Raw genomic sequence first — 13,339 nt, forward strand, 5'->3', positions numbered from 1 at the left:
CCCTTGAAAAATATGGGGTGGACGATGGGAATCGAACCCACGACAACTGGAATCACAATCCAGCGCTCTACCAACTGAGCTACGCCCACCATATTGCATTACAGCCTACTTGCTTGCCAAAGCTGCCTAATGGCGCACCCGGCAGGACTCGAACCTGCGACCATCCGCTTAGAAGGCGGATGCTCTATCCAGCTGAGCTACGGGCGCTTAAGCTTGAAGCCTAACCGAACGAGACGCTAACAAGGAACTGTTAAACCACTCATTCTGCCCGACTTAGCCAACCAGTGCTAGGCTGTGCCCGACAAGTGCGGCGAATCTTATAGTCGACCCCGAAAGTCGTCAACACCTTTTTCGAAAAAATTTAAATTATTTAAGGGGTTAGGGGATTTGCCCGACCACCCGCCTTTGCCCTTGGCCCATGTCGTGCGAGAATGCACGTTCTTTATTGTTCCTTCTCGATGGTTAATCACGCGTCTATGACTGCACACCTAATCGATGGCAAGGCTATCGCCGCCAGCCTGCGCCAGCAGATCGCTCAACGTGTCGTGGAGCGTCGCCAGCAAGGCCTGCGTACGCCGGGCCTGGCAGTGATCCTGGTCGGCACCGACCCCGCCTCCCAAGTCTATGTCTCGCACAAGCGCAAGGACTGCGAAGAGGTCGGCTTCATTTCGCAGGCTTTCGACCTGCCCAGCGAGACCACGCAACAAGCCCTGACCGAGCTGATCGACCGTCTCAATGACGACCCGGCCGTCGACGGCATCCTGCTGCAACTGCCGCTGCCGGCGCACCTGGACGCCTCGTTGCTGCTTGAGCGCATTCGCCCGGACAAGGATGTGGACGGCTTCCATCCGTACAACATCGGCCGCCTGGCCCAGCGTATTCCACTGCTGCGCCCGTGCACACCGAAAGGCATCATGACCCTGCTGGAAAGCACCGGCCAGGACCTGTACGGCATGAACGCGGTGATCGTCGGCGCGTCCAACATCGTTGGCCGCCCGATGGCCATGGAGCTGCTGCTGGCCGGCTGCACCGTGACGGTCTGCCACCGCTTCACCAAGGACCTGGCCGGCCATGTCGGGCGTGCCGACCTGGTGGTCGTGGCTGCCGGCAAGCCGGGCCTGGTCAAAGGTGAGTGGGTCAAGGAAGGCGCCATCGTCATCGACGTGGGCATCAACCGCCAGGAAGACGGCAAGCTGGTCGGCGACGTGGTCTACGAGACTGCCCTGCCACGCGCCGGCTGGATCACACCAGTGCCCGGCGGCGTCGGGCCGATGACCCGGGCGTGCCTGCTGGAGAACACGCTGTATGCGGCAGAAGAGCTGCACAAGTAATACCGCGTGATGCAAAAACGGCACCCTTACAGGTGCCGTTTTTTTTGCCCGTGACTAATGGCCTCTTCGCGAGCGAGCGGTTGCACGGCCCCCCCGGTCGGTGAAACCACCACGGTGTTCAGCCGATCACTTCCTGGCCGCCTCCCAGGACTTCAGCAGTTCGTTGTAGCTGACTGTCTCGCCCATGGGCTTTTCGTTGGCCAGCTTGGCTTTCGGCGCACCCGGCTGGTCGAACCAGTACTGGGCATCCTTCTCCGGATTCAGCTTGGGTGCACACGTCGCCTGGGCGTTGGAGCGTTGCAGGCGCTCCATCATGCGGTCCTGGTCGCGGGCCAGCCCATCCAGGGCTTCCTGCGGGGTCTTTTCGCCACTGGCGACTTCGGCGATATGGCTCCACCACAATTGCGCCAACCGCGGGTAGTCCGGCACGTTGGTGCCGGTCGGCGTCCACTGCACCCGCGCAGGGCTGCGATAGAACTCCACCAGCCCACCGAGCTTGGGCGCCAACTCGGTCATGGCCTGGGAGTTGATGTCCGACTCACGAATCGGCGTCAGGCCGACGATGGTCTTTTTCAGCGATACGGTCTTTGAGGTGACGAACTGGGCGTACAGCCACGCCGCCAAGCGTTGCTTCTCGGGGGTGGACTTGAAGAAGGTCCACGAGCCGGTGTCCTGGTAGCCGAGTTTCATACCCTCTTCCCAGTATGGCCCCTTCGGTGAAGGCGCCATGCGCCACTTCGGCGTGCCGTCGGCATTCACAACCGGCAAGCCGGGCTTCGTCATGTCGGCGGTGAACGCGGTGTACCAGAATATCTGCTGGGCAATGTTGCCTTGCGCCGGCACAGGGCCGGCTTCGGAGAATGTCATGCCCTGCGCTTCCTTGGGCGCGTAAGCACGCATCCAGTCCACGTACTTCTGCGTGGCATAGACGGCGGCCGGCCCATTGGTATCGCCGCCGCGGGTCACGCTGGAACCCACCGGATGGCAGTCCTCCACGCGAATGCCCCATTCATCGACCGGCAAACCATTGGGCAGGCCCTTGTCGCCGCCGCCGGCCATCGAGAACCAGGCATCGGTGAAGCGCCAGCCCAGGGACGGGTCTTTCTTTCCATAGTCCATGTGCCCGTAGACGCGCTTGCCGTCGATCTCCTTGACGTCTTCGGTGAAGAATTTGGCAATGTCCTCGTACGCCGACCAGTTCACTGGCACCCCCAGTTCATAGCCGTACTTCTCTTTGAACCTGGCCTTCAACTCAGGCCGTTCGAACCAGTCGGCGCGGAACCAGTACAGGTTGGCGAACTGCTGGTCGGGCAGTTGGTAGACCTTGCCATCGGGCGCGGTGGTGAAGGAAATTCCGATGAAGTCCTTCAGGTCGAGGGTCGGCGAGGTGTAGGCTTTGCCCTCGTTGGCCATCAGGTCGGTGATCGATTCCACTTTGCCGTAGCGAAAGTGCGTACCGATCAGGTCGGAGTCGTTGACCCAGCCGTCATAGATGTTCTTGTCCGACTGCATCTGCGTCTGCAGTTTTTCCACCACGTCGCCTTCCTGCAGCAGGTCGTGGGTCAGCTGGATGCCGGTGATCTCACTGAAAGCCTTGGCCAGCACCTTGGATTCGTATTCATGGGTGGTGATGGTTTCCGACACAACGTTGATCTTCATCCCGCGAAACGGCTCGGCTGCCTTGATGAACCACTGCAATTCGGCCAACTGCTGTTCGGGGGTAAGGGTCGAAGGCTTGAACTCGCTGCCGATCCATTTCTTTGCCGCCTCTTCGTACTGGTCGGCCCAGGCTGTGCCTTGCACGCTGGCCAGTACCAGCAACGCGGCCAGGGTCAAATGTCGCCTGTTGTGTTTGTTGTCGAACATTGTGATCTCCCGTTTCAGTTATCCCACAGGGCCGCTCGCTCAGCCCCAGCGCAACACCACCGCCAGCCACGCCAGCGACAGCAGCGAGGCCACCCACAATGGCCAGTCGCTGACACCGACCACCAGCAGGTGCAGGTAGGCGCTGGCCAGCAGGCCGATGAACAAACGGTCACCACGGCTGGTGACCAGCGGCAAAAAGCCCCGTCGCTCTACGCAGGGGCGACGCAGTTCAAGCAGGGTCATGCCCAGCAGCAAGAGGCCCACAGCGGCGAAGAACAGCGCTGTCGGCAGGGTCCAGGCCATCCAATCCATGCGTTGCCCTCCTCACACCCGGCCCAGGGCGAAGCCCTTGGCCACATGATTGCGCACGAACCAGATCACCAGCATGCCCGGCAAGATGGTCAGCACTCCCGCCGCCGCCAGCACACCCCAGTCGATGCCCGATGCCGACACTGTGCGGGTCATCACCGCGGCAATCGGCTTGGCATTCACCGAGGTCAGGGTGCGCGCCAGCAGCAGTTCGACCCAAGAGAACATGAAACAGAAAAACGCCGTGACGCCGATGCCAGAGCCAATCAGCGGTATGAAGATCTTCACGAAGAAGCGCGGAAAACTGTAACCGTCGATGTAGGCGGTTTCGTCGATTTCCCTTGGCACGCCCGACATGAAACCCTCCAGGATCCACACCGCCAGCGGTACGTTGAACAGGCAATGGGCCAGCGCCACGGCAATGTGGGTATCGAACAGCCCGATCGACGAGTACAACTGGAAGAACGGCAGCAGGAACACCGCCGGTGGCGCCATGCGGTTGGTCAGCAGCCAGAAGAACAGGTGGCGGTCGCCGAGAAAGCGGTAGCGCGAGAAAGCATAGGCCGCGGGCAACGCCACGAGCAGTGAAATCAGCGTGTTCAGGCACACGTAGTACAGCGAGTTGATGTAGCCGCTGTACCAGCTGGCGTCGGTGAAGATCACTCGGTAGTTGTCGAGCGTGAACGCCTGCGGCCACAGGGTCAGGCCGCCAAGGATCTCGGCGTTGCTCTTGAACGACATGTTCAGCAACCAGTAGATCGGCACCAGCAGGAAGAAGAAGTACAGCAGCAGGGCCATTGATTTGCGTGTGCTCATGGCCTAGTCCTTGTCGGCGTGGGTCATGGCTGTGTAGAACAGCCATGACACCAGCAGGATGATCAGGAAGTACACCAGTGAAAACGCTGCCGCCGGCCCCAGGTCGAACTGCCCTACAGCCATACGCGTGAGGGTCTGGCTGAGGAACGTGGTCGCGTTGCCTGGCCCGCCGCCGGTCAGCACGAACGGCTCGGTGTAGATCATGAAACTGTCCATGAAGCGCAGCATCAACGCGATCACCAGCACGTTCTTGAGCTTGGGCAACTGGATATGGCGAAACACCGCCCAGCCCGAGGCCCGATCGATGCGCGCGGCCTGGTAGTAAACGTCGGGGATCGCACGCAGCCCCGAATAGCACAGCAAAGCCACCAACGAAGTCCAGTGCCACACATCCATCACCAGCACGGTGAGCCAGGCATCGAACGGGTCACCGGCGTAGTTGTAGCTGACCCCGAGCTTGGCCAGGGAAGCGCCGAGCAGGCCGATGTCGGCACGGCCAAAAATCTGCCAGATAGTGCCGACCACGTTCCACGGGATCAGCAACGGGATAGCCATGACGATCAGGCACACCGAGGCCATACGGCCTTTGGTTGGCATGGCCAGGGCGATGCCTATACCCAACGGAATTTCGATCAGCAGGACGCAGGCCGAGTAAATGAACTGGCGCAGCAATGCGTCGTGCAGCGCCGGGTCGCGCAGTACCTGGCGGTACCAGTCGGCACCGACGAAGTAGCGGCTGGATTGGTCGAAGATGTCCTGCACCGAGTAGTTGACCACCGTCATCATCGGCACCACCGCGCTGAACGCGACCAGCAGGAACACCGGCAGCACCAGCCACCAGGCCTTGTTGTTCGCCACCTTGTTGTTCATGGCCCGGCCTCCAGCAGCACATCGTCGACGTACAGCATCAGCCACTGCGCCGGCAGGCTGACCCAGGCCTGGCCCACAGGCAACGGGCGGTCCTCGCCCAGCCTCGCCTTGAGCGCGACCCCGCCCAGCTCGAGGGTGACGATGCGATACGTACCCAGGTCTTCGACGTCCAGCACCCGCGCCGGGTAGGCCCCCTCGAACGGGCTGTCCCACAGCTGCACGAACTCCGGGCGAATGCCCAACTGCAGCCGCCCGCCCGCCAATGCAGCCAGGCGCTCGCACAGGCCATCGGGCAGCACCAGCTGGACATCGCCGAACACCACTGCGCCCGCCTCGGCACGCACGTCGATCAAGTTCATGCCCGGGCTACCGATGAAATAACCGACGAACGTATGCCGCGGTCGCTCGAACAGCTCGCGCGGCGTGCCGAACTGGACGATGCGTCCGCCGTGCATCACCGCGATCTTGTCGGCGAAGGTGGAGGCCTCCAACTGGTCGTGGGTGACGTAGATCATGGTGATATTGAACTGCTCATGAATCTGCTTCAGCTTGCGCCGCAGTTTCCACTTCAGATGCGGGTCGATCACCGTCAGCGGCTCGTCGAACAGGATCGCCGACACGTCATCGCGCACCAGGCCACGCCCCATGGAGACTTTCTGCTTTTCATCGGCGGTGAGGTTGCGTGCCTTCTTGCGCAACACGGCAGTCAGTTCGAGTACTTCGGCAATTTCTTCCACCCGGGCATGCACCCGGGCCTCATCGAGCCCCTGGTTGCGCAAGGGGAAGGCCAGGTTGTCGAACACCGTCATGGTGTCGTACACCACCGGGAACTGAAACACCTGGGCGATATTGCGCGCCTGCGGGGACAGCTGGTTGACCGGCTTGCCGTCGAACAGCACCTCGCCATGAGACGGCGTCAGCAGCCCGGAAATGATATTGAGCAAGGTCGACTTGCCGCAGCCTGACGGCCCGAGCAACGCATAGGCACCGCCCTGCTCCCACACATGCTCGAGTGCGTGCAGGGCATAGTCTGCCTCGCTGGCGGGCTGGCGGCTGTAACTGTGCGCCAGCTGGCGCAGGCGGATTTCGGCCATCACCCTCTCCTTGCCTGGCGCAGCCCCGGGGCCTGCACCAACACCCCGGCGCTGTCGAAAACGAACAGCTTGTGCGTGGGGATGAACACGCGTATCGGCGTGTCCACCTGGTATTCGTGCACCCCGGGAAGGTGCAGCACCATGCGCCAGTATTCGTTGCGCACATGCAGAAATGTTTCTGACCCACTGATCTCGGCCAACTCCACCAGCACCGCAAGCTCCAGGTCATCGTCGTGGGCCGGCACCAGCGCGATATGACTGGGGCGCACGCCGAAACGGTAGTCCCCCTCGGCCAGCGGCTCCAGGTCGGCATTGCGGGCGAAGTGCACGGTCTGGGCCAGGCTCACCTCGTTACCCGTGATACGGCCAGACACCAGGTTGATCGGCGGCTCGGAAAACAGCTCGGCAGCCAGCACGCTGCTGGGGCGCTGATAGACCTCGGCGGTGGGCCCGCTCTGCACGATACGGCCCTCGTGCACAAGCGTGGTGGTGCCGCCCAGTGCCAGCGCCTCGTTGGGCTCGGTGGTGGCGTACACAGCAATGCAATGGCGCGCCGCGAACAGCTCGCGCAGCTCCTGGCGCAGGCCTTCGCGCAACTTGTAGTCGAGGTTGACCAATGGCTCGTCGAAGAGGATCAACGAGGCATCCTTGACCAGTGCCCTGGCCATCGCCGTGCGTTGCTGCTGGCCACCGGAGAGCTCCAGTGGCAGGCGTTGCAGGTAGGTTTCGATGCGTAGCATCTCGGCAGTTTCCTGCACCCGCCGTCGGATCTGGTCCTCGGCCATGCGCGCCTGGCGCAGCGGCGAGGCGATGTTTTCGTACACGCTCAAGGTCGGGTAATTGATGAATTGCTGATAAACCATCGACACATTGCGCTGACGCACCGGCACACCGGTGACGTCCTGGCCATCCATCAGCACCCGCCCCCGGTCCGGACGGTCCAGCCCGGCCATCAGGCGCATCAGGCTGGTCTTGCCGGCCAGGGTGCGACCCAGCAGCACATTGAACGAACCGGGCTCGAAACGCAGTGATGCATCGACGATCCACGGCTGGTTGTCGACGCTACGGCTGACCTGCTCCAGCACCAGGGACATGGCGTGGCCTTTTTGTGATTGTTGTCTGCCGAGTACAGCCAGTTCCGTGCCAATCCTTGCCCGATGCTCTGGTTCGGGGCCCGGGTGGCAGCGCTGGCAAATCGCGGGCTCGCACGTGAACACAATCGCTGCACAACTGGACACTGGCCAGTTTGACAATGAACAGCCGTGAACAACACTGAACGGCGGTCGACCCATGACAACAATCACACAGGACAGGCCCATGGCCGCATCCACTTCGACCCACGCCCAACTGATCCAGGCGTCCTGGGACCGCTGCCGCGCCCACGGCCTGCAGCCGCAGCATGCGCCAGACTTTGACTGCCTGTCCCGCGCCGAGCTCAGTGCCCTGCTGGAGCGGCGCCAAAACCTGCTGCGCCTGACCCGCGAGGAAGTGCTACCGCACTATGCGCACCTCTTGGGTAACGCCAGCTACCTGGTGATGCTGGCCGATGCCAGTGGCTGCCTGCTCGACAGCTGGGGCTCGCGGCGTTTCATCGAACCGCGCCAGCACCATGGTTTCAGCGCCGGCGCCCATTGGCACGAACGTGGCGTCGGCACCAACGCCCTGGGCACCACACTGATTTGCGCCGAAGCGGTTCACGTCGGCCAGGACGAACACTTCCTGCGCCAGAACCGCTACATGTCCAGCGCCGCCGCCCCCCTGTTCGACGCCGCACGGCAGCTGGTCGGGGTGCTCGACGTAGCCAGCGACGGCTACCTGCCGGCCAGCCAGACGCTTGGGCTGGTGCGCATGATGGGCCAGAGCCTGGAGAACCGCCTGATCCTCGCCGAACATGCTGACCAGCATGCACAACTGATCTTCAACAGCGCCTCCGACAACCTCGACAGCCCTTGGGCCGGCTTGCTGGTGTTCGATGAACGCGGACAGGTGTTGGCCGCCAATCACCGGGCCGATAGCCTGCTTGGCGTAAACCCGCTGCAGCAAAACATCGAGCAACTGTTCCAGTTACCCCTGCAACAGCTGCTCAGCCATCCCCGACAACAGCCCTTCGCCCTGCAGGCCACCGGGCGCAACCGCTTTCACTGCCAGTGGCACCCCCCACGCGAAACCACTCGCCGCCCCGAAGCCGGCAGTGCCGAGCCGCGCCTGGAAAAAGCCTTGATACAAGCCGGCCTGCTATTGGAAAAGGACATCCCGGTGTTGGTGGAGGGCGAAACAGGCGTAGGCAAAGAAGTGTTCGTCGACACCCTGCACCGGGCCAGCAGCCGCGCCAGGCAGCCGCTGGTCGCCGTAAACTGTGCGGCGATCCCGGCCGAACTGGTGGAGTCGGAACTGTTCGGTTATGACAAAGGCGCGTTCACCGGCGCCCACCACAAGGGCAACCCGGGGCTGATCCGCAAGGCCGACCACGGCATCCTGTTTCTGGATGAAATTGGCGACATGCCACTGCCCACCCAGGCCCGCCTGCTGCGCGTACTGCAGTCGCGCAGCATCCAGCCGCTGGGCAGTGGCGAACCGGTGCCGGTGGATATCCGCGTGGTGTCGGCGAGCAATCGCAACCTGGCCGAAGAAGTGCGCGCCGGGCGCTTTCGCCAGGACCTGTACTACCGCATCGCCGGCCTGACGCTGGTGCTGCCTCCCCTGCGCGAACGCGGTGACCGGCGCCAGCTGATTGAGCAGGTGCATGCCCGCTACCGCGAGCCCGGGCAACCTGCGCGGCTGCCCCCGGCCATTATCGACCTGTTCGATCAACACCCCTGGCCGGGCAACCTGCGCGAACTGGTGAGTGTGCTACAGGTCGCGCTGGCCCTGGCGGCCAACGGGCCGGTCGGCGTCGAGCACCTTCCTGCGGGCTTTCTGGCCGAGTCGAAAATACCGGTGCCGATAGCGGCTGAAGAGACGGACCTGCAGAGCCTGGTCGAGCAAGCCAATGGCAACCTGTCGGCGGTGGCCCGCCGACTGGGAATCAGCCGCACCACACTGTACAAGCGGTTGCGTGAGCGATGACTCGATCGGCCCTGAAGCGCGCCGCACAGCAGCTCTTCGAAGCCACCCCTGATCGATAAGCAGGTGGCGCCCCCCCGTGCAGGTCAAGACCACGGCCCGCTGATGGCCTTCAAGGGTCACGCCACTGCACTGGCTGCCGGTAGGCCTGTGCCCAGGCTTGCACGTCACTGGCGGGCATCGGCCGGGCGATGCAGTAACCCTGCGCCAGCTCGCAGCCCAGGCCCATCAGCACCCGGCCGTGCTCGACACTCTCCAGCCCCTCGGCAATCACCTCGCGGCCAAACGCCCGCGCCAGGCCGATCACCGCCTCGGTCAGCGCCAGATCGTCCTGGTCATGAAGGATGTCACGCACGAACGACTGGTCGATCTTGATCGTCTGGGTCGGCAAGCGTTTCAGGTAACTCAAGGACGAATAACCGGTGCCGAAATCGTCCAGCGAGAAACGCACACCCAGCGCACGGCAAGCATCCAGGCAACGGCTGACATGCTGCAGGTTGTCGATGGCAACCGACTCGACGATTTCCAGATCCAGCAGCGCCGGGTCCACCGCCGGGTACGCTGCCAGCAGCTGCTGCAGGCGCTCGGCAAAGTCACTGCGCTGCAAATGCCGCGCGGCGATATTCACGCTCAGCGACCAGGGCTGCCCTTGGCGCTGCCAGGCCTGCAACTGGCTCAACGCCTGCCCGATCACCCACTCGCCAATTTCGACGATCAGGTCGGTCTGCTCTACCCAGGGCAGGAAATCACCAGGCGGCACCACGCCACGGCCTGGCCGCTGCCAGCGCAATAAACCCTCGAAGCCCAGCACCTTGCCACTGCGCAGGTTGACCTTGGGCTGGTAGTAAAGACACAGCTCACCGTTGCGCAGCGCCCGGCGCACGCGCGCCACGGTCTGGTGGGTGGCCTTGAGTTCCTGTTCCTGCGACACGTCGAACAGGTGGTAACGGTTGCGCCCGCGCTGCTTGGCCACATACATGGCCTGGTCGGCGTGGCGCACCAGGGTGTCGGCATCTTCGTCATCCTGCGGGTACAGGGTCACGCCGATACTGGCGCTGAGCGACAGCGTATGCTCACGCACCACACAAGGCGCCGCCAATGCACGCAATACCCGCTGCAGGGCTGCATGCAGCTGGTGCTCATCGTCGACGTCGCGCAGGGTCAGCACGAATTCGTCGCCCGACAGCCGGGCCACGGCATCCCCACCACGCAGGATACTCTTCAAGCGCTGCGCCACTTCCACCAGCAGCAGGTCACCTACGGCATGCCCGTAGCCGTCGTTGACCGCCTTGAAACCATCCAGGTCGAGCATGCACACCGCCAGCGAGATGCCTTCGCGGCGCGAGTAGGCCAGGGCCTGGTTCAGAAGGTCGGACAGGTAGGCGCGGTTGGGCAGGCCGGTGAGCACATCGTGGCCCACCCGCCACTGCAAGGTATGCAGCAGCTGGCGCTTCTCCGTGACGTCAAAGCGGATCGACACATACTTGCGCACCTGGCCTGTCAGCGGATCGACCAGTGGCACCATGGTGCTGTCGACCCAGTACAACGAACCGTCCTTGGACCGGTTGCAGATTTCGCCCTTCCACACCCGCCCGGCGACCAAAGCCCGCCACATGCCGACAAAGAACGTCGGTTCATGCAGCCCGGAATTGAGTATGCGGTGGTTGGCCCCCAGCAGTTCCTCACGGCTGTAGCCCGAGATGCTGCAGAACTGCTGATTGACGTAGGTGATGTTCCCACGCAGGTCGGTTTCCGAGAAAATTGCGGCCGCGTCCACGGCCGCGCGATAGTTATCATCCATAAAGCATCCTGCCTTAGCGGTTGAAGCGCTCCACCAGGGCGCGCAATCCGGCGCACACGTGTTCCAGTTCGGTGCCGCGCGAGGCGGCAGCGTTGGCGCTATTGGCGCTGTGCTGGGCAATACCGGCTACGCCGTTGATCTGCCGCGAAACATCTTCTGCCACCGCCGACTGCTGCTGCGAGGCGGTGGCCATCTGCTGGCTCATGTCGCTGATGCGCTGTACCGCGTCACGAATGCCATGCAGCGCCTGCCGGGCTTCCTGCACCTGGGCAACGCCTTGCTCGGCACCGTCGATGCCTCGGCTGGCGATCGCTACGGCTTCCTCGGCGCCACTGCGCAGGGCATCGATGATGGCCTGGATGTGCAGGGTGGACTGGCGGGTCTTGTCGGCCAGTGCCCGCACCTCGTCGGCGACCACGGCAAAGCCCCGGCCCTGCTCGCCCGCACGGGCAGCCTCGATGGCGGCGTTGAGGGCCAGCAGATTGGTTTGCTCGGCAATGCCGCGGATCATCCCGGCTGCCTCGGCGATGGCGCCGGTCTGACCCGCCAGGTGGCTGACCGCCTGGTTGATCTGCGTCACAGTGCTGGCCAAGTTACGAATGGCCGTGCCGCTGGCATCGGCCACCTGGCTACCTTGCTCGGCCAGCAGGTGCGCCGTGTGTGCCTCGGCGGCGGTCAACTGCACGTGGTTGGCGACTTCGCCAATGGAGGCGGCCATCTGGTTCATTGCAGTGGCGCTCAGGTCGGTTTCGGCACGCTGCTCCAGCAATGCCGCCTCGGTGCTGCGCGACAACTGCCCGGCATCGCGAGCGGCCACGGCCATTTGCCCGGCCAGATCGCTTAGCCGCGTCAATGCGGTTTTCAGACGTGCCTCTTCGCTGATCAGCATCAGTTGCAACTGCCCGGCAGCACCCGACAGGTCGCTGTAGGTCAAGGCTGCAACCGGGTCGGCGAAGGCACCTTCGGCACCCTGCACAATCTGCTGCAGCTGCCGCCCGAGGGCATTGCGCGCCCACAGGCCGCAGGCCACGAACAGCCCCAGGGTCAGCCCCTGCCCCACCAGGCCAGGCCACAGCTGGTTGACCCCCACCGCCAGCAGCCCACCGGCCAGTGGCAAGGCCAAGGCCTGCGTCAGCAAGCTCAGCCGGCGCGGCGCCGACAATGCCGCCTGGCCGTTGCGCAGCCGCGCATACAAGGCTTCGGCACGGGCTACTTGCTCGCGCGTAGGGCATACGCGCACCGACTCGTAACCCACGACCCGCCCACCTTCGAGGATGGGCGTGACGTAGGCATTGACCCAGTAGTAGTCGCCGTTACGGCAGCGGTTCTTGACGATACCCATCCAGCTCTTGCCGGCCTTCAGGTAGCGCCACATCAACTCGTACACCGCCGGCGGCATGTCCGGATGGCGCACGAGGTTGTGCGGGCTGCCGACCAGTTCGGCCTCGCTGTAGCCACTGATGGCGGCAAACTCTGGGTTGCAGTAGGTGATCAGGCTGGCGGTATCGGTAGCAGAAATCAGCCGCTGATCGGGGGGGAAACGTTGCTCGACCGGGGTTACCGGCAAGTTGAGGCGCACGATGAGACTCCATTCGATGACAAGCCGGTACCCAGTTCATCGACGGCCATCGGAACCGATTCATGAGGATCCGTTCCAATGGGCAAAAGCGCTTCCTGCCGTTGCGGCACGGGGCCGAACGGTACAAGGAAGGTGACGATGACTGACCGGTCAAGCCATGAATTCTACGAAATTCATCACATAAATAAAACAAAGGTGATCGATCATGGCGTTGCGCCACATTGATAGATATCGTTAAGTTCTTGATTCTAAATGGGAATTAAGCGATGACGAGATCAGCTTTGGGTATCGCCCTGCGCCGCTACCGTAAGCTGGCGGGCCTGACCCAGGCACAACTGGCCGAACGAACCGGCTTCGACCCCAAGACCATCAGCCGTTTCGAAACCAGCACCTACACCCCCAGCATTGATGCAATCATGGCTTTTGCCCAGGTGCTGGGCGTCAAGCCCAAGGACTTCTTCGCTGAACCGGACGACGAAGAGGAGCAGCGCGCCTACTTGTTCGGTGTCATCCACAACGCCCCGCCCAAAGATCTTGGCAAGCTGATTGCAGCGGTGGACCAGGCACTGGCCAAGCCCTGAGCTATTTCACGCGCCCCCTTTCACGGCAC

The 13,339-nt window shown here is 63.1% G+C and carries 11 protein-coding genes, 2 tRNA genes and 1 pseudogene; 3 read left to right on the forward strand and 11 right to left on the reverse strand.

Going from position 1 to position 13,339, the window contains the following annotated elements:
- Nucleotides 1-13: 13 nt before the first annotated feature.
- Nucleotides 14-89: transfer RNA gene (locus tag ACF8FG_RS18345), tRNA-His, on the reverse strand.
- Between the two features lie 41 nt (nt 90-130).
- Nucleotides 131-207, reverse strand: a tRNA-Arg gene (locus ACF8FG_RS18350).
- 269 nt (nt 208-476) lie between these two features.
- Between ACF8FG_RS18350 and folD the strand changes: the two genes are divergently transcribed.
- Complete coding sequence (gene folD / locus ACF8FG_RS18355; protein ID WP_003250234.1) at nt 477-1,331, forward strand: bifunctional methylenetetrahydrofolate dehydrogenase/methenyltetrahydrofolate cyclohydrolase FolD; 855 nt, start codon at nt 477-479, stop codon at nt 1,329-1,331.
- A gap of 126 nt (nt 1,332-1,457) precedes the next feature.
- Here the strand turns inward: folD and ACF8FG_RS18360 are convergent, their stop codons facing one another.
- The 6 genes from ACF8FG_RS18360 to ACF8FG_RS18385 are packed head-to-tail and all read right to left on the reverse strand — an operon-like array spanning nt 1,458 to nt 7,380.
- The gene (locus tag ACF8FG_RS18360; protein WP_003250232.1) at nt 1,458-3,197 is read right to left on the reverse strand and encodes an ABC transporter substrate-binding protein; all 1,740 of its coding nucleotides are present in this window, start codon (nt 3,195-3,197) and stop codon (nt 1,458-1,460) included.
- 39 nt (nt 3,198-3,236) lie between these two features.
- Complete coding sequence (locus tag ACF8FG_RS18365) at nt 3,237-3,509, reverse strand: DUF2160 domain-containing protein (RefSeq protein WP_014591683.1); 273 nt, start codon at nt 3,507-3,509, stop codon at nt 3,237-3,239.
- 12 nt (nt 3,510-3,521) lie between these two features.
- Complete coding sequence (locus tag ACF8FG_RS18370) at nt 3,522-4,322, reverse strand: carbohydrate ABC transporter permease (protein WP_003250228.1); 801 nt, start codon at nt 4,320-4,322, stop codon at nt 3,522-3,524.
- A 3-nt stretch (nt 4,323-4,325) separates the two neighbouring features.
- A complete protein-coding gene (locus tag ACF8FG_RS18375; protein ID WP_014591684.1) occupies nt 4,326-5,192 on the reverse strand; it encodes a carbohydrate ABC transporter permease in 867 nt (288 codons plus the stop codon).
- Nucleotides 5,189-6,286 (reverse strand): ABC transporter ATP-binding protein, encoded by a 1,098-nt coding sequence (locus tag ACF8FG_RS18380; RefSeq protein WP_014591685.1) that lies wholly within the window; start codon nt 6,284-6,286, stop codon nt 5,189-5,191. The genes ACF8FG_RS18375 and ACF8FG_RS18380 overlap by 4 nt, the downstream gene beginning before the upstream one ends.
- On the reverse strand, nt 6,286-7,380 hold the full coding sequence (locus ACF8FG_RS18385) for an ABC transporter ATP-binding protein (protein ID WP_014591686.1): 1,095 nt from the start codon (nt 7,378-7,380) through the stop codon (nt 6,286-6,288). The genes ACF8FG_RS18380 and ACF8FG_RS18385 overlap by 1 nt, the downstream gene beginning before the upstream one ends.
- A gap of 223 nt (nt 7,381-7,603) precedes the next feature.
- On the opposite strand from ACF8FG_RS18385, the gene ACF8FG_RS18390 reads away from it, so the two are divergent.
- Nucleotides 7,604-9,352: a sigma-54-dependent Fis family transcriptional regulator gene (locus tag ACF8FG_RS18390; protein WP_135198850.1), complete on the forward strand. Its 1,749-nt coding sequence runs from the start codon at nt 7,604-7,606 to the stop codon at nt 9,350-9,352.
- A gap of 109 nt (nt 9,353-9,461) precedes the next feature.
- On the opposite strand, the gene ACF8FG_RS18395 is transcribed toward ACF8FG_RS18390, so the two are convergent.
- The 3 genes and pseudogenes from ACF8FG_RS18395 to ACF8FG_RS18405 all read right to left on the reverse strand — a co-directional run.
- Nucleotides 9,462-11,150 (reverse strand): bifunctional diguanylate cyclase/phosphodiesterase, encoded by a 1,689-nt coding sequence (locus ACF8FG_RS18395; protein WP_019438684.1) that lies wholly within the window; start codon nt 11,148-11,150, stop codon nt 9,462-9,464.
- Between the two features lie 13 nt (nt 11,151-11,163).
- Complete coding sequence (locus ACF8FG_RS18400) at nt 11,164-12,039, reverse strand: methyl-accepting chemotaxis protein (protein WP_392519109.1); 876 nt, start codon at nt 12,037-12,039, stop codon at nt 11,164-11,166.
- Nucleotides 12,040-12,399: 360 nt separating this feature from the next.
- Nucleotides 12,400-12,729 (reverse strand): annotated as a pseudogene (locus ACF8FG_RS18405) (PAS domain-containing protein); the annotation flags it as partial.
- A 266-nt stretch (nt 12,730-12,995) separates the two neighbouring features.
- Here ACF8FG_RS18405 and ACF8FG_RS18410 point away from each other — a divergent pair.
- Nucleotides 12,996-13,310 (forward strand): helix-turn-helix domain-containing protein, encoded by a 315-nt coding sequence (locus tag ACF8FG_RS18410; protein WP_003250216.1) that lies wholly within the window; start codon nt 12,996-12,998, stop codon nt 13,308-13,310.
- Nucleotides 13,311-13,339 lie beyond the last annotated feature (29 nt).

It is taken from the genome of Pseudomonas sp. YQ_6, from assembly GCF_043103245.1.
Lineage (GTDB): Bacteria > Pseudomonadota > Gammaproteobacteria > Pseudomonadales > Pseudomonadaceae > Aquipseudomonas > Aquipseudomonas alloputida.